The organism is Nonomuraea sp. NPDC052634, assembly GCF_040678535.1.
Taxonomy (GTDB): Bacteria; Actinomycetota; Actinomycetes; order Streptosporangiales; family Streptosporangiaceae; genus Nonomuraea; species Nonomuraea fastidiosa.
In genome coordinates this window covers 129,211-149,478 of the sequence record NZ_JBFATY010000008.1, presented here as the reverse complement: position 1 = coordinate 149,478, position 20,268 = coordinate 129,211, and the positions used below count along the sequence as shown (strand labels likewise).

Here is a 20,268-nt window from a genome sequence, read left to right as displayed (position 1 = left end):
CACCCAGGAGGTTCCGCAGTGCCACCACAGGACGACACGACCGCACCCGCCGCTACCGAGACGAAAATCGTACGGGCGGGTGACTTCGAGGTCGGGGTCATCGAGAGCGGGTCCGGCGTGCCGCTCGTGCTCGTGCACGGCGGAGAGAGCGACCGCACCCAGTTCACGGCGCTGCGGTCCCACTTCGGCCCGGGCATCCGGGCCATCTCGTACGACCAGCGCGACTCGGGCGTCACCGTCAACCCGCCGCATCCGTACACGATGGCCGACCTCGCCGACGACGTCGTGGCCCTGCTGGACGCACTGGACCTGCCTCAGGCGCACCTGCTGGGCACGTCGTTCGGCGGCGCCGTCGCGCAGCACGCCGCCCTGCGGCACCCCGAGCGGATCGCCTCCCTCATCCTGGTCGCCACCGCACCCAGCTGGGCCATGCAGAGCGGGGTGGCCGACGAGCTGCTGTCCATGAGTTACGAGGAGCGGCAGCGCAAGGCGCTCGACCTCTTCTTCACCCCCCAAGGCCAGGCCGCGCAGGGCGACCGGGTGAAGGTGCTCGTCAAGCGCAGCCCCGAGCAGAACGCCCGCCGCGAGCAGGTCATCCAGCAGCACGAGGTCCGTGACCGGCTGCCGGAGATCACCGTGCCGACCCTCATCGTGCACGGCTCGGAGGACCGGCTGGCCCCGTTCGCCGACGCGCAGCTGATGGAGAAGGAGATCCCGAACGCCCGGATGCGGGTCATCGAGGGCGGACGGCACGCGATCGCGACGGAGTTCCCCGACACGATCGCGCGGTGGGTGCGCGAGTTCATAGGGGTGGACGCGTGAGCGCCGCCGCCGCACCCCGGCACGTTCAGAAACGCAAGGAGATGCAGCATGAGTGACGCGGCCCGCGAGGTTGCGGATCAGATGGCCAAGGCGGCCGGGGAGTGGATCGACTCCCTGGACGCCGAGCAGCGCAAGCTGGGTGTCGGACCGGTTCCGGGCGCGGGGGAGGCGTCCGAGGCCGAACGCACCAGCTGGTACTACACGCCCACCGACCACGGCGGGCTGACGTTCTCCCAGCAGCGGCCGGCCCAGTACCGCATGGCGATGCGGCTGCTCGCGAGCGGGCTGTCGGAGGCCGGGTACAACACGGTCGCCACCGTCATCGGCCTGGAGAACGTGCTCGACCGCGTCGAGGACTTCTCGGTGTACTGGGGCCGCGAGCGCTCCCGCGACCCCGGCATGTACTACCTGCGCGTCTTCGGCGAGCCCGGCGGGACCGAGCCGTGGGGCTGGCGCTTCGGCGGCCACCACATCTCGGTCAACTTCCTCGTGATCGACGGGCGGGTCGCCGCCAGTACGCCCCTGTTCATGGGCGCGGACCCGGCCGCCTCGCCCCTGCTCGGCGGTGCGCTGCTGCGCCCGCTGGGAGCGCCCGAGGACCTGGCCGGCGAACTGGTCCGCTCCCTGGGGCCCGATGCGGCCAGGCAGGCCATCCTGCTGCCGCGGCCGCCGTACGACGTCGTGGCGGGCAACAGCCCCCGGGTCGACGACCGCCTGATCAAGCGCCGCGAGCTGTGGCGTCCCGAGCAGAACGTGCCGGACCGCCCCGACCAGCCGCACACCCTCCTGGACGACGAGGAGCGGCGCGCGGTGTCGCTCACGCCGCCGCTCAAGGGCGTGCCCGCATCCGAGCTCGACGCCGGGCAGCGTGAGCTGCTGCGCGCCCTGCTCGGCACCTACCTCGGCCGGGTGCAGGACGGCATCTCCCCGCTGTCGCGCTACGACGACCCGGCGCAGCTCGACGCCGTGCACTTCGCCTGGGCCGGCTCGACCGAGCCCGGCGCGCCGCACTACTACCGCCTCCACGGCCCGCGGCTGCTCATCGAGTGGACCAAGGTCCACCGGGGCGCCAACCACTCCCACGCCGTCTGGCGGGACCCGGAGACCGACTTCGGCGGCGACGTGCTGGCCGAACATCACGCCGCACACCACGCGTCCTGATTCACGGCGTCCCGAGCGCCCCCGCACCCCCGGTCCGGCACGTGACCCCGTCCCGCGTGTCCACCCCCCTCACGGCCCGAGCCCCCACGCGTACGCACGCCACGGGGCCGAGCCGGCGTGTACCCAAGCCACCCGTGCCCCCCGGAACGGAAGGTCACCATGGCCGGTCAGCACCACGCACCGACCGACGCACCGCCTCACCAGACCCGCCCCACGCTGCGCGGACTCTTCGGCATGTCCGCATCCACCCACTGGCTGGCCTCCGCGACAGCCCAGTCCGTGCTGGAACGCGGCGGCAACGCCTTCGACGCCGCCACGGCGGGCGCGTTCGTCCTCCACGTCGCCGAGCCCCACCTCAACGGGCCCGGCGGCGACCTCGTCGCCGTGCTGGCCACCGCCGACGACCCGGCCCCGCGCGTGCTGGCAGGTCAGGGCCACGCCCCGCGCGCCGCCACCATCGAGCACTTCCACGCCGAGGGGCTCGACCACGTCCCGGGAGCGGGCGCCCTGGCCGCCGCCGTCCCCGGCGCCGTCGACTCCTGGCTCTGGCTGCTGGCCGAGCTGGGCACCTGGGAGCTCGACGAGGTCCTCGCCTACGCCATCGAGTACGCCGAGCACGGCGTGCCCGTCGTGCCCCAGCTCGCCCGCGTCCTGGCCACGGTCGAGGACCTCTTCCGCGAGCACTGGCCGACCTCGTACGAGCTGTGGATGCCCGGCGGCCGCGTCCCGCACCCGTACAGCACGCTCACCAACCCCGTCTACGCCCGCACCCTGCGCAGGCTGATCGCCGAGGGCACCGGCATGACGCGCAGGGCGCGGATCGAGTCCGCGCGCCGCGCCTGGCGCTCCGGGTTCGTGGCGACCGCCGTGGAGGAGGCCGCCGCCGTGCCGCACCGGCACTCCTCGGGCACCGACCACGCCGGAGTCATCACCGCCGCCGACTTCGCCGACTTCGAGCCCTGGCTCGAACCCGCCGTCACCGCCAGGTTCCGCGGGATCACGGTGGCCAAGGCGGGCCTGTGGTCCCAGGGGCCCATGCTGCTGCAGGCCCTCACCATGCTCGACCACTTCGACGACGCGCGGATCGACCCGTCGACCGCCGAGGGCGTCCACACCATCACCGAGGCGCTGAAGCTGGCCATGGCCGACCGGGAGGCGTACTACGGGGACCTGGACCCGGCGGACGCCAAGAAGGTGCTGGGCCGGCTGCTGTCCCCCGAGTACGCCAAGGAACGCGCCGGTCTGATCGGCCCGGTCGCCGCCACCGAGTTCCGGCCCGGCGACATCGGCGTCAGGCGGCCGTACGTACCGCCTCTGGAGACGCGCCGGCCCGAGGTGCAGGCCGACGGCGTGGGCGAGCCCACCGTGCAGCAGACCGGGCAGACCAGGGGCGACACCTGCCACATCGACGTCGTGGACCGCTGGGGCAACATGATCTCCGCCACGCCGTCCGGCGGCTGGCTGCAGTCCTCCCCGGCCATACCCGAGCTCGGTTTCGCGCTCGGCACGCGGCTGCAGATGACGTGGCTCGACCCGGCCGCGCCCTCGTGCCTCGTGCCCGGCCGCCGTCCGCGGACGACGCTGACGCCCACCCTGCTGCTGCGCGACGGCGCCCCCGTGGCCGCGCTCGGCACACCCGGCGGCGACCAGCAGGACCAGTGGCAGCTCATCTACCTGGTGCGCACCCTCGCCCTGGGCTTCGACCCGCAGCAGGCGATCGACGCGCCCGCGTTCCACACCACCGCGGTGCCGAGCTCGTTCTGGCCGCGCACCTGGACGCCGGGCGGGCTGGTGATCGAGGGACGCGTGGACCTGGCGATCGTGGACGAGCTGCGCCGGCGGGGCCACGACGTCACCGTCTCAGGGCCGTGGAGCCAGGGCCGGCTCTCGGTCGTCACCCGCGACCCGGACAGCGGCGTCCTGGGGGCGGCGGCGAACCCGCGCGGCGCACAAGGCTACGCGGTGGGTCGATGAGCAGCGTGGCGACGATGGCGCGACGGGTCTCGCTTCCCGGCCTGATGCTCGCGCTCACCTTCGCGACGGGCGTCGTGGACGCCGTCGGATACCTGCGGCTCGACCAGGTGTTCGCGGGCAACATGACCGGCAACGTGGTCATCCTCGGCATGGCCGCCACGGGCACCACGGACCTGCCGGTGCTCGGCCCCGCCGTGGCGCTCGTGCTCTTCCTCGCCGGCGCCGCGCTGGGCGGGCGGGTGCTGCGCACCGCGGAATCCGGCTGGGACGTCCGGTGCACGGGCCTGCTGACCGGCGTCGCGCTGATCCTGGGCCTGGCGGCGCTCGTCCTGGTCGTCGCAGGGGCGGACGCCATCCCGGGCCTGCGCCCCGCGATCGCCGCCTCGCTCGCCCTGGCCATGGGGATGCAGGCGGCCACGGCCCGCCACCTGGCGGTCAAGGACGTCACCACCGTCGTGGTCACCTCCACACTCACCGGGCTCGCCGCCGACTCCCGGCTGGGCGCCGCCCGCTCCCAAGGCGCGTTGCGGCGGGCCGCCGCCGTCGCGTGGATCATCCTCGGCGCGGCGGCCGGCGCGGCGCTGTGCCAGGTGCACGAGGGCTTCGCGGTCGCGGTGGCGGCGCTCGTCGTCCTCGCCGTCAGCGCTCTCGGCCACCTCGCCGCCCGGTCTGATTCCCACCCGGTGCCGGCCACGACAGGACAAGCCACCCCTCCGGCGGACACCCCCGCGTCCGCGCGGCCGGTGGCGCGTACGGACAAGGGCGTCCCGCGTGCCACCGGCCCTCATCTCGCCCGGCACCAAGGGAAAGGACGCCCATGACCACACCCCCCACCGCCCCGCCGGTCCGCATGAGCAGGGCCGCCGTGGCGGCGCTCGCACTGCTGGCCATCGCCATGGGCTCGCTGGAGTCCGTCGTGGCGCCGACGCTGCCGCTCCTGCAGCGCGAGCTGAACATGACCCCGACGGAAGGGGCGCTGCTCAACATCGTGCTCGCCGTCACCGGCGCGCTCGTCGCCCCGATCGCCGGCAAGTTCGGCGACCGCTACGGCGGCAAGCGGGTCCTGATGCTGCTGACGGCCATCGTCTCGGCAGGCGGCCTGACCTCCGCCGTCGCGCCCAACCTGCCGGTGCTCCTGGTCGGCCAGATCCTGCAAGGCGCGATGGTGGGCTCGCTGCCCCTGGCGGTCATCGTGGTGCGCAAGCACCTGCCGCAGGGCGAGGCCAAGGCCGCCATCGGGCTGATCAGCGGGATGCTGGTCGGCGGCTCGATGGTGGGGCTGCTGGTCGCGGGACCGGTGGCGGAGTCGCTCTCCCGGCACTGGATGTTCGCGCTGCCCACCATCGTGATCATCGCGGTCACCCTGCTGACGAAGAAGCTGCTGCCCGCCGACGCGCCGGGGGCATCCGACGGCTCGCGCCTCGACTGGCCCGGCCTGCTGCTGCTCAGCGGCGTGCTGTGCACCCTCATGCTCACGCTGATCCTGGCGGCCGACGCGGTCTCGCAGCCGCTGCCGTTCATCGTGATGCTCGTCGTGCTGGCCGCCTTCGTGACCGGGTGGATCGCCGTCGAACGCCGCGCCACCGCGCCCATGATCGACCTGCGGATGCTGGCCCGCCCCGTGGTCTGGAAGTCGTGCGTGGTGACGTTCGTGATCTGCCTCGGCACCGCCAACGGCGCCTACCTCGTGCCTCAGCTGCTCGACGTGTCAGGCGACGGATACGGCTTCGGGCTGTCCCCCAGCGCGATCGGCTTGATCCTCCTGCCCGGCGCCGTCGCCTCGACGCTGGCCGGGCCGCTCGGCGGGATCGGCGAGCGGCGCTTCGGCCCGCGCGCGATGACCTTCGTCTCGACCGTCATGATGGCCGTCGCCCTGCTCGGCCTGGCCGTCGCGCACGACGAGATCTGGCAGGTCACGCTCGGCAAGGCGATGATCGCGCTGGCCAACGGCCTGTGTGTCACGGCCATGATGACCAGCGTCGCCTCCTCCGTCGCCGAGAACGAGACCGGCATCGCCACCAGCATCATCCTGGTGACCCGCGTCACGGGCGGGGCCGTGGGCGGCATGCTCGGCGGCGCGCTTCTCACCGCTCAGATTCCCCCCGGCTCACACGTGCCGGCCGAGTCCGGCTTCGTCACCGGCTTCTTCATCGCAGGCATGACCGCGGCGCTGTGCCTGTTCGTCGTCCGCACCATGAACAAAGGAGTCAAGGCATGACACTCACCGATGCATCCGGCGGCGGCCGCGTCTCGCCCGCCCGCACCGTCCTGGTCTCCGGAGCGAGCATCGCGGGTCCCGCCGTGGCGTACTGGCTGAAGCGCTACGGCTACGAGGTCACCATCGTCGAGAAGGCGCCCGCGCCGCGGGGCGGCGGCTACGCCATCGACATCCGCGGCACCGCCCTGGGCGTCATCGAGCGCATGGGCCTGCTGCCCTGGCTGCAGGAGGTGCAGGTCCATGTCAACCGGAGCACCTTCGTGGAGAACGACGGCGACGTGGTGGCCACCCTGCGCCCGCAGGCCGTCACCGGCAGCGTCGCGGGCCGGGACCTGGAGATCCGGCGCGGCGACCTGACCGAGGCGCTGATCTCGACGGTCCGCGACGACGTGGAGTTCATCTTCAACGACTTCATCGTCGGCATGAGCGAGACCGGCCACGGGGTGGACGTCACCTTCAAGTCGGGGACCGCCCGCACCTTCGACCTGGTGATCGCCGCGGACGGCATGCACTCGCACACCCGCGAGCTGGTCTTCGGCCCCGAGCAGCCGTTCCACCGCTACATCGGCTACTGCTTCGCCATCTACACCATGGACAACATCCTCGATCTCAAGGACGAGATCGTGATGTGGAACGATCCCGGCCGGGCCGCCGCCTTCTACGCGGCGAAGAACGAGGTGAACGCCATGCTCACCTGGGCCCAGCCGGAGACGCCGTTCCACGCCTTCGGCGACCTGCAGGCCCAGCGCGACCTGATCAGCGAGGTCTACGCCGGCGCCGGCTGGGTGGTGCCGGACATGGTGGCCGCCCTGCAGAAGGCGGACGACGTCTTCTTCGACGCGGTCGCGCAGATCCGCATGCCCCGCTGGACCAGCGGCCGCCTCGCGCTGGTCGGCGACGCCGCGCACGCGCCGTCGTTCCTCACCGGGCAGGGCACCAGCACGGCCCTCGTCAGCGCGTACATGCTGGCGCTCTCGCTCGCGCGCGCGAACGGGGACCACGTGGCGGCCTTCGCCGCGTACGAGCGCGACACCCGCGGCTTCGTCACCGCGAACCAGGACCTGGTGGGCACGGGCCGCGCCACCCTCATGCCGACCACCGCCGAGGAGCTGAGGAAGCGCGACGACAGACTGCGCAGCCTCAGCGAGCTGCCGCCCACGCAGGGCAACCCGGTGCATTCCTCGCTCGTCCTTCCCGAGCCTTACACCGGCCGGTAGGCCACCCGCCTCCCGGGTGCCGGGCGCGGTCTGGGGCCGGGCCTCCGGCGGGCGCCGACGACGCCGCTCGCCGCCGCCTTCGTCCCTCGGCCGCGCCCGCCACCCGGGCCTCCCAAGCCCCGTCCCGGGCCCTACCGGCGGCCTCCGGTCGCCCGGGACGGCTTCTCTCCTCGGCACGGACGCGGACGACACGGTCGCGGACCGGGCCGCACCGGCCCTGCTCCGGACGGTCATCGCGTGGTGGCGGAGAGCACCGGGTGGCGGACCGATGAAAGCACGACGGCGACTCCGAGCGGACCCGGAGTCGCCGTCGTGCGTTTCGCTCTATGTGGTTGTCTTACACGACCAGCGCCGTATCAGCGCTCGTCGTTGCGGGCGGTTGCAGGGGTTTCGCTGAGCCGGGCCGACTCGTCCACGATGTCGGCGCCCTTTTCGCGCAGCGCTGCGATGTGCTGACGCCCATGGTGAGCGCAGAACAGCAGCTCCCCACCCACAGGCAGGGTCGCGCGAATGTAGGCCTGGGCGCCGCAGCGGTCGCAGCGGTCGAGGGCCGTCAGCGGCTTAACGGGGGCGAGAGCTCCAGTCACGTATCGCCTTTCGTGTCACCCTCGCCGGAGCGAGGATCTGGCGTCAGTCACTTGGAACAACATCTAACCGGACGTGGACGTTCCCAACCGCCCCCTCGCTACGCCCAGAGCGGAATGTGTCCGAAAGTAATGACGATCAGCCCGTTGGTAACGGCAAACGAGCGGCCATGGCAAGCTTGTACGCGCGCGTGCGGTAAGAACGGTAGGCTACGCACACGTGTTCGATGACTAGGCCAGGGGAGCTGAAGTGACGCTAGTGGAGGCGGGTTACACGGCTCGTCACCTGTCGGTGCTCGAGGGTCTCGAGGCCGTCCGCAAGCGCCCGGGCATGTACATCGGGTCCACCGACAGCCGCGGGCTCATGCACTGCCTCTGGGAGATCGTGGACAACGGCGTCGACGAGGCGTTGGCCGGCTACTGCGACCGCATCGAGGTCGAGCTCTACGCCGACGGCTCGGTCGAGGTGCGCGACAACGGCCGCGGCATCCCCGTCGACATCGAGCCCAAGACCGGCCTGGCCGGCGTCGAGCTCGTCTACACCAAGCTCCACGCGGGCGGCAAGTTCGGCGGCGGCTCCTACGCCGCGTCCGGCGGCCTCCACGGCGTGGGCGCCTCCGTGGTCAACGCCCTGTCGGCGCGCCTCGACGTCGAGGTCGACCGCGACGGGCGGGTCCACGAGATCAGCTTCAGGCGCGGCGTCCCCGGCATCTTCGACGGCGAAGGCCCCAAGGCCAAGTTCAAGAAGAAGTCCGGCCTGCGCATCGGCGACACGATCCCTAAGAACGTCACCGGCACCCGCGTCCGCTTCTGGGCCGACAGGCAGATCTTCCTCCCCGACGCCGAGATCTCCCTCGACGAGATCCACGTGCGCCTGCGCCAGACCGCGTTCCTGGTCCCCGGTCTGACCCTGGCCGTCTACGACAGCAGGCACGAAGAGCGCACCGAAGAGGAGTTCCGCTTCGACGGCGGCATCGCCGAGTTCGTCGAGTTCCTGGCCCGCGACGAGCCGCTCTGTGACGTGCTGCGCCTGCAGGGCGTCGGCCACTTCCACGAGACCGTGCCCGTGCTCGACGAGCAGGGCCACATGACGCCCACCGAGGTTCAGCGCGAGCTGAGCGTCGACGTGGCGCTGCGCTGGGGCAAGGGCTACGAGTCCACCGTGCGCTCGTTCGTCAACGTCATCGCCACGCCCAAGGGCGGCACCCACCTGACGGGCTTCGAGCGCGGCCTCGTCCGTACGATCAACGAGGTCCTGCGCGAGACCCGCCTGCTCAAGAACGGCGACGACCCCGTCACCAAGGACGACATCTCCGAGGGCCTGACCGGCGTGGTCACGGTCAGAGTGCCCGAGCCGCAGTTCGAGGGGCAGACCAAGGAGGTGCTCGGCACCTCCGCCGCCAGCCGCATCGTCTCCCACGTCGTCTCGCGCGAGCTGAAAGAGCTGTTCACCAACCCGCCGCGCGGCTACAAGCAGCCGCTCAGGTCGGTGCTGGAGAAGATCGTCGCCGCCGCCAAGGCCCGCATCGCCGCCCGCGAGCACCGCGACAACCAGCGGCGCAAGAGCGCGCTGGAAAACTCCGCGCTGCCCGCCAAGCTGGTCGACTGCCGCAGCGACGACGTCGACCGCAGCGAGCTGTTCATCGTCGAGGGCGACTCCGCGCTGGGCACCGCCAAGCTGGCCCGCGACTCCGAGTTCCAGGCGCTGCTGCCGATCCGCGGCAAGATCCTCAACGTCCAGAAGGCGTCCGTGAGCGACATGCTCAAAAACGCCGAGTGCGCGGCCATCATCCAGGTCGTCGGGGCCGGTTCCGGGCGCACGTTCGACATCGACTCCGCCCGCTACGGCAAGGTCATCCTCATGGCCGACGCCGACGTCGACGGCGCCCACATCCGCTGCCTGCTGCTCACCCTCTTCCACCGCTACATGCGGCCGATGGTCGAGGCCGGGCGCGTCTTCGCCGCCGTGCCGCCGCTGCACCGCATCGAGCTGATCAACCCGGGGCGCGGCAAGGAGAAGTACATCTACACCTACTCCGACGCCGAGCTGCAGAAGGTGCTGCGGGACCTGGAGCGGCGCGGCAAGCGGTGGAAGGACCCGGTGCAGCGCTACAAGGGTCTGGGCGAGATGGACGCCGACCAGCTCGCCGAGACCACGATGGACCCGCGCCACCGCATCCTGCGCCGCGTCCGCATCGAGGACGCCGAGGCGGCCGAGCACATCTTCAACCTGCTGATGGGCAGCGAGGTCGCGCCGCGCCGCGAGTTCATCGTCAACAGCGCGGCCGAGGTCGACCGCGACCACATCGACGCCTGACCCCGCGCCATCGGGTCATCCGGTCTCATCGATCGGCCGGGCTGCCGCGGCGTGGCCCGGCCGGTCGCCCTGGCCTGACTCACGCGGGCCGCGGTCCGGGGAGGTCTGCTGGGCGGCGTTCGGCTCGGCCCGACGTCGCGATCGGCTCGGCCCGATGTCGCGATCGGCTCGGCCGGGGGCGCCTGATCCCGCGCCGGGTGGTTTCTCGGTGAGCAAGGCGGAGCGCGCAGCTCGCCCGCCGACCCGGCCGACGCGACCAGGCCGGTCGGATCGACTCACGAGGTCGAGTCGCTCGGCGCGACTCACGCGGCGGGGCTGGTCGGTTCGACTCGTGAGATCGGGCAGCTCGGCGCGACCCGCGCGGCGGGGTCGGTCGGTTTGACTCGCGAGGTCGAGCCGCTCGGCGCGACACGCGCGGGCCGCGCTGCCCGGCCTGAAGCGGTCGGCGGGGGCGCCCAGCCTGAACCGGTCCGCTGGACGCCTGTTCGCCGGTCCGCCCGACGTGCCCGGTCGGCCTGACGTGCCCGGTCGGCCTGACGTGCCCGGTCGGCTCGACGCGCCCGATCTGCCGGCCCGCGTCCGCGACGGCGGGGCGATTTATCGGGTCTCGGGCAGAGGTTGATCCGAAACGGCCTTCAGCGTGGCCCGAGAGGCTTCTGCGTAGGGCCGGGACGAAGCCAGAGACGGGAGGGGCCGACGGGCCTCAATGGGCTTGTGAGGCGTTTAAGGCGTGCCTTGGTCACCTTTGACCGCCTGCGGCTCTTGCCTTGCGCTGATGGCGTCTCAGGGCCGTACCGAAGCCCTTCAGCTCGGTCAGCCGGTGTACGGCGACAACCGGCCGGTGTGTACGTCGTAGATGGCGCCGGCCACCGGCATGTCCGAAGGCAGGAACGGTGTGCTCGCGATCCGGGTGAGGTCGTGGCGGAGCGCGGCGGCCTGGTCGGGGACGGTGTGGAACTCCAGGCTGCGGGTGTCCACCCCCTGGGCCAGGGTGAGCTCGTGTACGTCGGCGTCCGTCACCTTCGTCATGCCGCAGTCCGTGTGCGGCATCACGAGCACCCGCTCCACGCCGAGCAGGTAAACGGCCAGCACCAGAGTGCGCAGGACGTCATCGGTGACGCGAGCGCCGGCGTTGCGCAGGATCTTGGCGTCGCCGGGCTTGAGCCCGAGCAGGCCGAGCGGGTCGATACGGGAGTCCATGCAGGTGACCACGGCCAGCCCACGGGCCGCGCGGCCGGTCAGCTCAGAGGCGCCGAAGCTTTCGGCGAACGTGGCGTTGGCGGCGTAAAGGTCGTCGAACGCACTCATGCCTCAAATGATCCCGCACCTCATATAAGTGATGTTCGCGGGGGCCCGACTGGCCGTACTTGGCAAACGTCCCACGAAAGAGCCTCACTTCGAGTGATGATGTCGTAGCCGTACGTACGTCACCGAAGAAGGTTTGTCGTGAGTAGGTCAGAATCGCTCGCCGAGTACCTCCGTGCTCAAGCCCGGCGTCGCCTCGACCGCGTGGAGTCCAGGGATGAGGGGCGGAACGCCAGGTGCGCGCTCGCGCTCCTCGACGCCGCCGCCTACGCGGCCACCCTGCCTGACGACGACCCGCTCATACAGATGCTCGACCAGGCCGGTTGCTTCGGTCCGCTGGGGTGCGAGGAGTTCGATCCGGGGGAGGCCGGCACCAAGCTGATCCGGCACTGGGAGGGCGGGGAGCCGCACGATCTGCTCCTTGCTCTGCCCGCCGCCATCGCCGCCGCCGCTTCCTAGCCGGGCCGCCGGGCTCGCCGGTTGCGCGCACGCCGGACCGCCTCGGCGGCCGCACCGGGGCGCATGCTGGACCGCCTCGGCGGCCGCACCGGGGCGCATGCTGGACCGCCTCGGCGGCCGCACCGGGGCCCGGCGGCGCTGAGCATGCCGGACCGCCTCGGCGGCCGCACCGGGGGCCCGGCGGCGCTACGCATGCCGGCGTGGTGGACGCCGGTGCCGTGACGCACCGGCCGCGACAGCGCCCGGCCGAACCGCGCCGAACGGGTCTTGCGAGGCTGCCGAGGCGGTGCCGGACGAAGGGCTCAGGCAGGCTCGTTGCCCGGCTTCCACTTGATGCCGCAGCCGATCGACGGGTTCTGCTCCTGCGGCACCGGCTTGCCCTCCAGCACGGCGTCGATGGCGGCCCGCAGCGACGCGCCGGTCACCGGCTCCTTGTTCCCGGGCCGCGCGCCGTCGAACTCGCCCCGGTAGACGAGCCGCAGGTCGCCGTCGTACAGGAAGAAGTCAGGGGTGCAGGCGGCGCGGTACGCCTTGGCCACCTCCTGGGTCTCGTCCAGCAGGTACGGGAACGTGAACCCCGCACGCCGCGCCTGCTCGGCGAGGTGTGTGGGATCGTCATCCGGGTAATTCACACTGTCGTTGCTGCAGATGGCGACCATCGACAACCGCGCGCCGTAGTCCTTGGCCAGCGCGCCGATGCCGTCTTCGATGCGCCGCACGTACGGGCAGTGGTTCGACAGGAAGGCGACGAGCGTGGCGGGCGAGCCTTCGAGGTCCTTCAGCGAGACGCTGCCGCCGTCGATGGCGGTCAGGTCGAAGGCGGGCGCGGGAGTGCCGAGTGGAACCATGAACGAGTTAGCAGCCATGACGTCCATTGTCATCATGGAGAGGCGGGACAGTGATGGGCGGGATCGCCGCGTTCAGGACCACCGTGCTCGATTGCCCCGACCCTAGGGGGCTGGCGGAGTTCTACTCCCGGCTGCTGGGCTGGCCGATCACCTCGGCGGACGACGAATGGGTGGTGGTCACCGACGGCGGGTCGCCTTTCCGGCTGGCGTTCCAGCTCGCCCCCGACCACCGGCCGCCCGACTGGCCGGGCGGCTCGCGCCCGCAGCAGATGCACATCGACGTGACGGTCACCGACATGGACGAGGCCGAACGCCAGGTGCTCGCGCTCGGGGCGCGCAAGCACGAGCACCAGCCGAGCGAGGACGACTCCTTCCGCGTGTTCCTCGACCCGGCGGGCCACCCGTTCTGCCTCTGCGTCGATTCAGCAACCGACTGACGCGGGGCGTACGAGCCCGGGCCGGGCGATGGGGACTGCTCCCGGCCCGGGATGAGGGGCTGACCTCCGCACATCGCGAGAGGTCAGCCCCGACTCCCAGCGCGCAGCCCGAAGGCCAGAGCCCGGAGCCTCCGAGCGTCAGCGGGTCGCCTGGACCAGCAGGTCCACCGCCTTACGGACGTTCCCTGCGGCCACCTCATGGTCGGCGAGCGCCTGCAGGCCGGGGCGCTTGCCGGCCTGCCGCGCCACGTCGCGGGCGACCGACGCCACGGCGTCGTCCACCTCGTACGCATCGCTCTTCGACCGGTCGAGCAGCGTCGCGGCGGCCGCCGACGCGCCGAGCACCGTACGCCGGTCGCGGACGGAGCCGTCGGCGTTCCAGTGGCGGCAGGACAGGGCCGGGGTGAGCGCGAGTGCCGCCGCCTTGGACGCGACGTCGCCGCGCGCCGGCCGGTCGCGGGCCGCGGCGATCAGGTCGGCGACGGCGGCACCGCGTACGGCTCATCGACGACCGGGCCGGAGTGAGACGGGCGCGGGGGACGCCGGAGCGTCCCCCGCCCGCCGTTACTCCTCGTCGGAGGCGGACGATGTCTGCTCGGTGGCCGAGTCAGAGCCGCCCGGCAGGGCCTCGGGGCTGGAGGCCAGCGCGCCGCCGATGGCGCCGATGGTGTGGGTCAGGCGTACGCCGGAGCCGTCGCGGCGGCCCAGCTCGCCGGGCAGCGGCACCGGCTTGCCCACCGCGGAGACCGCCTTGGCCGGGGCCGGGCCCGCCCAGGCGAGCAGCAGCACGTCTTCGCCCTTGAGGAACCGCTGGGCGCGGACGCCGCCGGTGGCGCGGCCCTTGGGCGGGAACTCGGCGTAGTCGGAGACCTTGCCGCCGCCCACCTGGGTGCCGGGCAGCGCCGTGGAGGACCCGGCGATGGTGACCACATGGGCCGGACGCTGGGGATCGACGGAGCCGAACCAGATCACCCGCGCGCCCTCGTCGAGCCGGATGCCGGCCATGCCGCCCGCGGGCCGGCCCTGGGGACGTACGAGCGAGGCTGGGTAGCGCAGCAGCTGCGCGTTGGAGGTGATGAACACCAGGTCGTGCGACTCCGACACCAGCTCGACCGCGCCCACGACGCGGTCGCCCTCCTTCAGCGTGATCACTTCGAAGTCGTCGCGGTTGGCCGGATAGTCCGGCACCACGCGCTTGACCACGCCTTGGGCGGTGCCGAGCGCCAGGCCGGGACCCTCGGGATCGAGCGAGCCCAGCCCGACCACCTTCTCGTCGGGCTCAAGGGAGACGTACTCGGAGACCGGATGCCCGCCCGACAGCGACGGCGGGTCGTCCGACGACGGCAGCGTGGGCAGATCGACCACCTGGATGCGGATCAACCGGCCGTGTGAGGTGATGACGCCGACCTCGCCGCGTACGGATGTGCGCACCACGCTGACCAGCACGTCGTGGGCCGACCGCTGGCCGTCGCCGGGCAGCGGCGAGGCGTCGGCGGTGCGGGCCAGCAGGCCGGTCGAGGACAGCAGCGCCAGGCATGGGTCGTCGGCGACCTGCAGCTCCGTCACCGGGGCGCGGGTCACGCCCGGCGACTCCAGCAGCTCCGTGCGGCGCGGCGTGCCGTACTTCTTCGCGACGTCGGCCAGCTCGCTGGAGACCACCTGGCGCAGCTTGGTCTCGGAGGAGAGGATCTCGTTGAGCTTGGCGATCTCGTCGGTCAGCGTCTCCTTCTCCCGCTCCAGCTCCAGCTTGTCGTAGCGGGTCAGGCGGCGCAGCGGCGTGTCGAGGATGTAGGACGCCTGGATCTCGGTGAGGTCGAAGACCTCCATCAGGCGGGTGCGCGCCTGGGAGGAGTCGTCGCTGGACCGGATGACCTGGATGACCTCGTCGATGTTGAGCAGCGCGATGATGAGGCCGTCGACCAGGTGCAGGCGCTCCTCGCGCTTGCGCCGGCGGAACTCCGAGCGGCGGCGCACGACGTCGAGCCGGTGGTCGACGTAGACTTGCAGCAGCTCGCGCAGCCCGAGCGTGCGGGGCTCGTCGTCGACCAGCGCGACGTTGTTGATGCCGAACGTCTCCTCCATCGGCGTGAGGCGGTAGAGCTCTTCGAGCACCGCCTCGGGGATGAAGCCGTTCTTGATCTCGATGACCAGCCGCAGGCCCTTGTGGCGGTCGGTGAGGTCCTTCAGGTCGGCGATGCCCTGCAGCTTCTTGCTGGTCACCAGCTCCTTGATCTTGGCGACCACGCGCTCGGGGCCCACGTTGTACGGCAGCTCGGTGACGACGATGCCCTTGCGCCGCGGCGTGATCTGCTCGATGGAGCACTTGGCCCGCATGCGGAACGTGCCGCGCCCGGTCTCGTACGCGTCGCGCACGCCCTGCAGGCCGATGATCTGGCCGCCGGTCGGCAGGTCGGGCCCCGGCACGAACTTCATCAGCTCGTCGAGCGTCGCGTCGGGCTTCTTGATCAGGTGGCGGGCGGCGGCGACGACCTCGCCGAGGTTGTGCGGCGCCATGTTGGTGGCCATGCCGACCGCGATGCCGCTGGTGCCGTTGACCAGCAGGTTGGGGAAGGCCGACGGCAGCACGACCGGCTCGGTCTCCTGGCCGTCGTAGTTGGGCTTGAAGTCGACCGTCTCCTCGTCGATCGACTCGACCATCAGCATCGCCGCGGGGGCCAGCCTCGCCTCGGTGTAACGCATGGCGGCCGGCAGGTCGTCGGGCGAGCCGAAGTTGCCGTGGCCGTCGATGAGCGGCAGGCGCATCGAGAACGGCTGGGCCAGGCGGACCAGGGCGTCGTAGATCGCGCTGTCGCCGTGGGGGTGCAGCTTGCCCATGACGTCGCCGACGACGCGCGAGGACTTCACGTGGCCGCGGTCGGGCCGCAGGCCCATCTCGTTCATCGAGTAGAGGATGCGCCGCTGGACCGGCTTGAGGCCGTCGCGAGCGTCGGGCAGCGCCCGCTGGTAGATCACCGAGTAGGCGTACTCGAGATAGCTCCTGCGCATTTCAGAGGAGACGTCGATGTCGACGATCCGCTCCTCGAAGTCCTCGGGCGGGGGTGCTGTCGTGCGTCGGGCCATCGTATGCTGCGCGGCTGCCTCGGCCGTCGCGCCGAGGGGAAGCGCATCCTCCTTCTGTTCTTGTGCTCTAACCGTAGCCGTCAGCTCGCTGGAGAAGCGTCAGATCGGCGTGCGAGGCGGCGATGCGGCCCGTCTCCCGGCGCCGCGCGCGGGCGGCGGGCCGGCGCGGCCACGCGGCCGGAAGGGGTGGGGACGTCTTCGCCTATGGCAGATGATCGCACGAGCCAGGTCGTCTGTGGCGTATCCATGGTGTCGCTCACGCTTGGGGTGCCCGGGGAGAAGATGGCGTCGACCATCATGCCGAGGCTCCGATCCTACTCGATCCGTACGAGTTATCGCAGACTTGTTCGATCGGCGCGCGCTCCTTTGGCCGATCAACTGCTTGGTCTTGCGTTCGGTGCGAGGGATCCGCATCCGTCTCCGGAAGGCGTCATGATCGAGTTCCATCCCGTGACCGAGCACATCGGAGCGCCCGGGTTCCAGTGCGGGCTGCGCCGGCGCCCGGGCAGGCCGGCCTTCTGGGACATCCGCTCCACCCAGCACCACGCCGTCGCCGACTCCACCGAGCGCCGCCGCATGCACCGCGTCACGATCAACGCCTTCCCCGAGCACGCCGACCCGGCGTGAGCCGCGTCCGGGGGCGGGATCGGCGAATTCCGTCGCCCGGAGCTGGTAACAAGGGAGGCATGATTGATGCCCCCGACGCCGCGATGCTGCGGGAAGAGGCCGAAGAGCGGCTGCAGGCCCTGGCCGGCGAGCACGCCAGGCTGCGTGACGACCAGTGGGCCGCCATCAAGGCCCTGGTGCTCGACCGCCGCAGGGTGCTCGTCGTGCAGCGCACCGGCTGGGGCAAGTCGGCCGTCTACTTCGTGGCCACCGCGCTGCTGCGCGAGCTGGGCGAGGGCCCCACCGTGATCGTCTCGCCGCTGCTCGCGCTCATGCGCAACCAGATCGCCGCCGCAGAGCGCGCCGGCATCAGAGCCGTGACGATCAACTCCGCCAATCCCGAGGCGTGGGAGGAGATCTACGGCCAGGTCGCCGACGGCATGGTCGACGTGCTGCTGGTCAGCCCCGAGCGGCTCAACAACCCCGACTTCCGCGACAACGTCCTGCCTGAGCTGGCCGAGAGCGCCGGGCTCGTCGTGGTCGACGAGGCCCACTGCATCTCCGACTGGGGACACGACTTCCGGCCCGACTATCGCCGGCTGTCCACGCTGTTCGCGCAGCTCCCGCCCGGCATCCCCGTGCTGGCCACCACCGCCACGGCCAACGCCCGCGTCACCCGCGACGTCGCCGAGCAGCTGCGCCTGCCGCCCGAGCTGCGCGGCGAAGACGACGACACGCTCGTCCTGCGCGGCCCGCTCGAGCGCGACAGCCTCCACCTGAGCGTCGTCCGCCTGCCCACCGCCGAGCAGCGGCTGGCCTGGCTCGCCCAGACGCTGCGTGAGCTGCCCGGCTCCGGCATCGTCTACACCCTCACCGTGGCCGCCGCCCACGAGATCGCCGGCTACCTGCGCGACCAGGGCTTCGAGGTGGCCGCCTACTCCGGCCAGACCGAGCCGTCCGAGCGCCTGGCCGCCGAGGAGGCGCTGCTCGGCAACAAGATCAAGGCGCTGGTCGCCACGAGCGCGCTCGGCATGGGCTTCGACAAGCCCGACCTCGGCTTCGTGGTCCACGTCGGCGCGCCGCAGTCGCCGGTCGCCTACTACCAGCAGGTCGGCAGGGCCGGGCGCGGCGTCGAGCGGGCCGAGGTCATCCTGCTGCCCGGCGCCGAAGACCGCGAGATCTGGGCGTACTTCGCCTCGCTGGCCTTCCCGCCCGAGCCCCTCGTCCGTACCACGCTCAAGACGCTCGAAGAGCGCGGCGTCATGTCCACCCAGGCCCTGGAGTCCGCGGTCGATCTCAGCCGGGGCCGGCTGGAGATGATGCTCAAGGTGCTCGACGTCGAAGGCGCCGTACGCCGGGTCAAGGGCGGCTGGGAGGCCACCGGCGCGCCGTGGGAGTACGACACCGAGCGCTACTCCCGCATCGCGGCGGAGCGCCGCGCCGAGCAGGAGGCCATGCTGGCCTACCTCACCACCACCGAGTGCCGCGAGCAGTTCCTGCGCCGTCACCTCGACGACGACACCGCCACGCCCTGCGGCCGCTGCGACAACTGCACCGGCAGCCACCGCTCCACCGAGATCGCCGCACAGGCCGTCGAGACCGCGCGCGAACGCCTTACCAGGCCGGGCGTCGAGATCGAGGCCCGCAGGCAGTGGCCCACCGGCATGCCCGACCTGTCCGGGCGCATCAAGCCCGAGCTGGGCGCCGAGCCCGGCAGGGCGCTCGGGCGGCTCACCGACATCGGCTGGGGCAACCGGCTGCGCGAGCTGCTCGCCGGCGACGACGCCCCCGTGCCCGACGACGTGTTCGCCGCCGTGGTCAAGGTGCTGTCGGCGTGGGAGTGGAAGGAGCGGCCCGTCGCGGTGGTCAACGTGCCGTCGGCGAGCCGGCCGAAGCTCGTGCGCGGGCTGGCCGAGCGCCTCGCGCAGGTGGGGCGGCTGGCCTATCTGGGGGAGCTGGGCTACCGCGCGGGCTCGCCGGGGCGGCAGTACAACAGCGCGCAGCGGGTGCAGGCGGTCAGGGCCACCCTCGCCATGCCGAAGGATCTCAGCGCCGCGATCGGGCGGTGCGGCGGGCCCGTGCTGCTGGTGGACGATCGTGTCGACACCGGCTGGACCATGACGCTGGCCGCGGCTCAGGTGCGCCACGCGGGCGCGCCCGCGGTGCTGCCGCTGGCGCTCGCCGTGACCAGCTGAGGAAGGGCTTCCTTTGAGAACGGCCTGAGGGCTGGAACGGCGGGCCAGGGGCTCGAAGGGCCGCCGGAGCGAAACGGCGGGCCAGGCTCGGGCGGGCCGCCGGGCAGAAACGGCGGGCCCGGCTCGAAGGGCCGGCCGATCAGAACGGCGGGCGGGCGCCCAGGTGCAGGATCGCCTTGGACGCCAGCCTGCAACCCGAGGCCAGCGCCTCGGCCGGGGGCTTGCCCTCCAGCCACGGCGGCAGGAACCCGGCACAGAACGCGTCACCGGCCCCCGTGCCGTCGACGACCTTCTCGACCGGCTCGGCGGCCACCCGCACGGGGTCGGGGCGGCCGTTGCTGAACCACAGCGCGCCGTCGGCGCCCATCTTGATCACGACCTGCGGGAACCACGCCGTGAGCACCTTGGCCGCCGCCTCGGCGTCGTCGCGGCCGGTCAGCACCTTGGCCTGGTCGACGTTGGCGAACAGCAGCTTCGCGCCGTTGGTCCACTCGAGGAACGGCTCGGCTCCCGTACGCTCCAAAGGCGCCGACGACGCGCAGTCGACCGAGATCGACATCCCGGCGTGCCGCGCCATGTCGAGCGCCGCGAGCCCGGCCTCGCGCGACCCCTCGTTGATCAGCGTGTAGCCCGACAGGTGCAGGTGGGAGCCCTGGGTGAACAGGTCGCGCGGCAGGTCCTCGGGCGACAGGGCGGCGTTGGCGCCGGGGTCGGACAGCATCGTGCGCTCGCCCTTGTGGGTGACCAGCACCACGCACGTGCCGGTGGGACGCTCGGGGTCCATGACGAGCCGGGCGTCGACGCCGTAGCCCATGAGTTCCATGTCGCGGTTGCGACCTGTGATGTCGGCGCCTCTGCGGCCGATGAAGGCCACCTCCGCGCCCTCGACGGCGAGCCAGGACGAGATGTTCGCCCCCGAGCCTCCGCCGTGCATCGTCACGATCGCCGGGGTGTCGCTCGCCCGGGCGAGCGCATAACGGGCGCGCGCGACCGCGTCGGTCATGAGATCGCCCACCACGACGACCCGCGTCATGATGTCACCAC

Annotated in this window: 17 protein-coding genes; 11 read left to right on the top strand and 6 right to left on the bottom strand. The window is 71.9% G+C overall.

Annotated elements, in window-relative coordinates; translation table 11 throughout:
• Positions 1-18 precede the first annotated feature (18 nt).
• The 6 genes from AB0K67_RS29705 to AB0K67_RS29680 all read left to right on the top strand — a co-directional run bounded on the left by AB0K67_RS29705 (position 19) and on the right by AB0K67_RS29680 (position 7,392).
• Positions 19-822, top strand: a complete 804-nt coding sequence (locus AB0K67_RS29705; RefSeq protein ID WP_364066952.1) for an alpha/beta hydrolase — start codon at positions 19-21, stop codon at positions 820-822.
• 48 nt (positions 823-870) lie between these two features.
• Positions 871-1,983: a DUF3500 domain-containing protein gene (locus tag AB0K67_RS29700; RefSeq protein ID WP_364066950.1), complete on the top strand. Its 1,113-nt coding sequence runs from the start codon at positions 871-873 to the stop codon at positions 1,981-1,983.
• 234 nt (positions 1,984-2,217) lie between these two features.
• On the top strand, positions 2,218-3,957 hold the full coding sequence (locus AB0K67_RS29695) for a gamma-glutamyltransferase (protein ID WP_364066949.1): 1,740 nt from the start codon (positions 2,218-2,220) through the stop codon (positions 3,955-3,957).
• A gap of 14 nt (positions 3,958-3,971) precedes the next feature.
• Positions 3,972-4,778 (top strand): YoaK family protein, encoded by an 807-nt coding sequence (locus AB0K67_RS29690; protein WP_364066947.1) that lies wholly within the window; start codon positions 3,972-3,974, stop codon positions 4,776-4,778.
• Positions 4,775-6,175 (top strand): MFS transporter, encoded by a 1,401-nt coding sequence (locus AB0K67_RS29685; protein ID WP_364066945.1) that lies wholly within the window; start codon positions 4,775-4,777, stop codon positions 6,173-6,175. The genes AB0K67_RS29690 and AB0K67_RS29685 overlap by 4 nt, the downstream gene beginning before the upstream one ends.
• Entirely contained in the window at positions 6,172-7,392 is a 1,221-nt protein-coding gene (locus tag AB0K67_RS29680; RefSeq protein ID WP_364066943.1) for an FAD-dependent monooxygenase, read from the top strand. Before AB0K67_RS29685 ends, AB0K67_RS29680 begins: the two co-directional genes overlap by 4 nt.
• Before the next feature lie 356 nt (positions 7,393-7,748).
• Here the strand turns inward: AB0K67_RS29680 and AB0K67_RS29675 are convergent, their stop codons facing one another.
• On the bottom strand, positions 7,749-7,979 hold the full coding sequence (locus AB0K67_RS29675) for a hypothetical protein (protein ID WP_364066941.1): 231 nt from the start codon (positions 7,977-7,979) through the stop codon (positions 7,749-7,751).
• 247 nt (positions 7,980-8,226) lie between these two features.
• Here AB0K67_RS29675 and AB0K67_RS29670 point away from each other — a divergent pair, with 247 nt between their 5' ends.
• Positions 8,227-10,293 (top strand): DNA topoisomerase IV subunit B, encoded by a 2,067-nt coding sequence (locus AB0K67_RS29670; protein WP_364066939.1) that lies wholly within the window; start codon positions 8,227-8,229, stop codon positions 10,291-10,293.
• Between the two features lie 813 nt (positions 10,294-11,106).
• Here the strand turns inward: AB0K67_RS29670 and AB0K67_RS29665 are convergent.
• Positions 11,107-11,601, bottom strand: coding sequence for a carbonic anhydrase (locus tag AB0K67_RS29665; protein WP_364066937.1), 495 nt, complete (start codon positions 11,599-11,601; stop codon positions 11,107-11,109).
• 138 nt (positions 11,602-11,739) lie between these two features.
• On the opposite strand from AB0K67_RS29665, the gene AB0K67_RS29660 reads away from it, so the two are divergent.
• A complete protein-coding gene (locus AB0K67_RS29660) occupies positions 11,740-12,057 on the top strand; it encodes a hypothetical protein (protein ID WP_364066935.1) in 318 nt (105 codons plus the stop codon).
• Between the two features lie 302 nt (positions 12,058-12,359).
• Here the strand turns inward: AB0K67_RS29660 and AB0K67_RS29655 are convergent, their stop codons facing one another.
• Positions 12,360-12,923, bottom strand: coding sequence for a thioredoxin family protein (locus AB0K67_RS29655; RefSeq protein ID WP_364066934.1), 564 nt, complete (start codon positions 12,921-12,923; stop codon positions 12,360-12,362).
• Positions 12,924-12,958: 35 nt separating this feature from the next.
• Here AB0K67_RS29655 and AB0K67_RS29650 point away from each other — a divergent pair, with 35 nt between their 5' ends.
• A complete protein-coding gene (locus tag AB0K67_RS29650; RefSeq protein WP_364066932.1) occupies positions 12,959-13,342 on the top strand; it encodes a VOC family protein in 384 nt (127 codons plus the stop codon).
• 138 nt (positions 13,343-13,480) lie between these two features.
• On the opposite strand, the gene AB0K67_RS29645 is transcribed toward AB0K67_RS29650, so the two are convergent.
• Both AB0K67_RS29645 and AB0K67_RS29640 read right to left on the bottom strand, forming a co-directional pair.
• Positions 13,481-13,687 carry a hypothetical protein gene (locus tag AB0K67_RS29645; protein ID WP_364066931.1) on the bottom strand — a complete coding sequence of 69 codons (207 nt, stop codon included), beginning with the start codon at positions 13,685-13,687 and terminating at the stop codon, positions 13,481-13,483.
• 219 nt (positions 13,688-13,906) lie between these two features.
• A complete protein-coding gene (locus AB0K67_RS29640) occupies positions 13,907-16,423 on the bottom strand; it encodes a DNA topoisomerase IV subunit A (RefSeq protein WP_364066929.1) in 2,517 nt (838 codons plus the stop codon).
• A gap of 432 nt (positions 16,424-16,855) precedes the next feature.
• Here AB0K67_RS29640 and AB0K67_RS29635 point away from each other — a divergent pair, with 432 nt between their 5' ends.
• Together AB0K67_RS29635 and AB0K67_RS29630 are read left to right on the top strand one after the other, a co-directional pair.
• The gene (locus AB0K67_RS29635; protein WP_364066927.1) at positions 16,856-17,050 is read left to right on the top strand and encodes a hypothetical protein; all 195 of its coding nucleotides are present in this window, start codon (positions 16,856-16,858) and stop codon (positions 17,048-17,050) included.
• A gap of 59 nt (positions 17,051-17,109) precedes the next feature.
• Positions 17,110-19,224, top strand: coding sequence for a RecQ family ATP-dependent DNA helicase (locus AB0K67_RS29630; RefSeq protein WP_364066925.1), 2,115 nt, complete (start codon positions 17,110-17,112; stop codon positions 19,222-19,224).
• A 139-nt stretch (positions 19,225-19,363) separates the two neighbouring features.
• On the opposite strand, the gene AB0K67_RS29625 is transcribed toward AB0K67_RS29630, so the two are convergent.
• Positions 19,364-20,257, bottom strand: a complete 894-nt coding sequence (locus AB0K67_RS29625; RefSeq protein WP_364066923.1) for a sugar kinase — start codon at positions 20,255-20,257, stop codon at positions 19,364-19,366.
• Positions 20,258-20,268 lie beyond the last annotated feature (11 nt).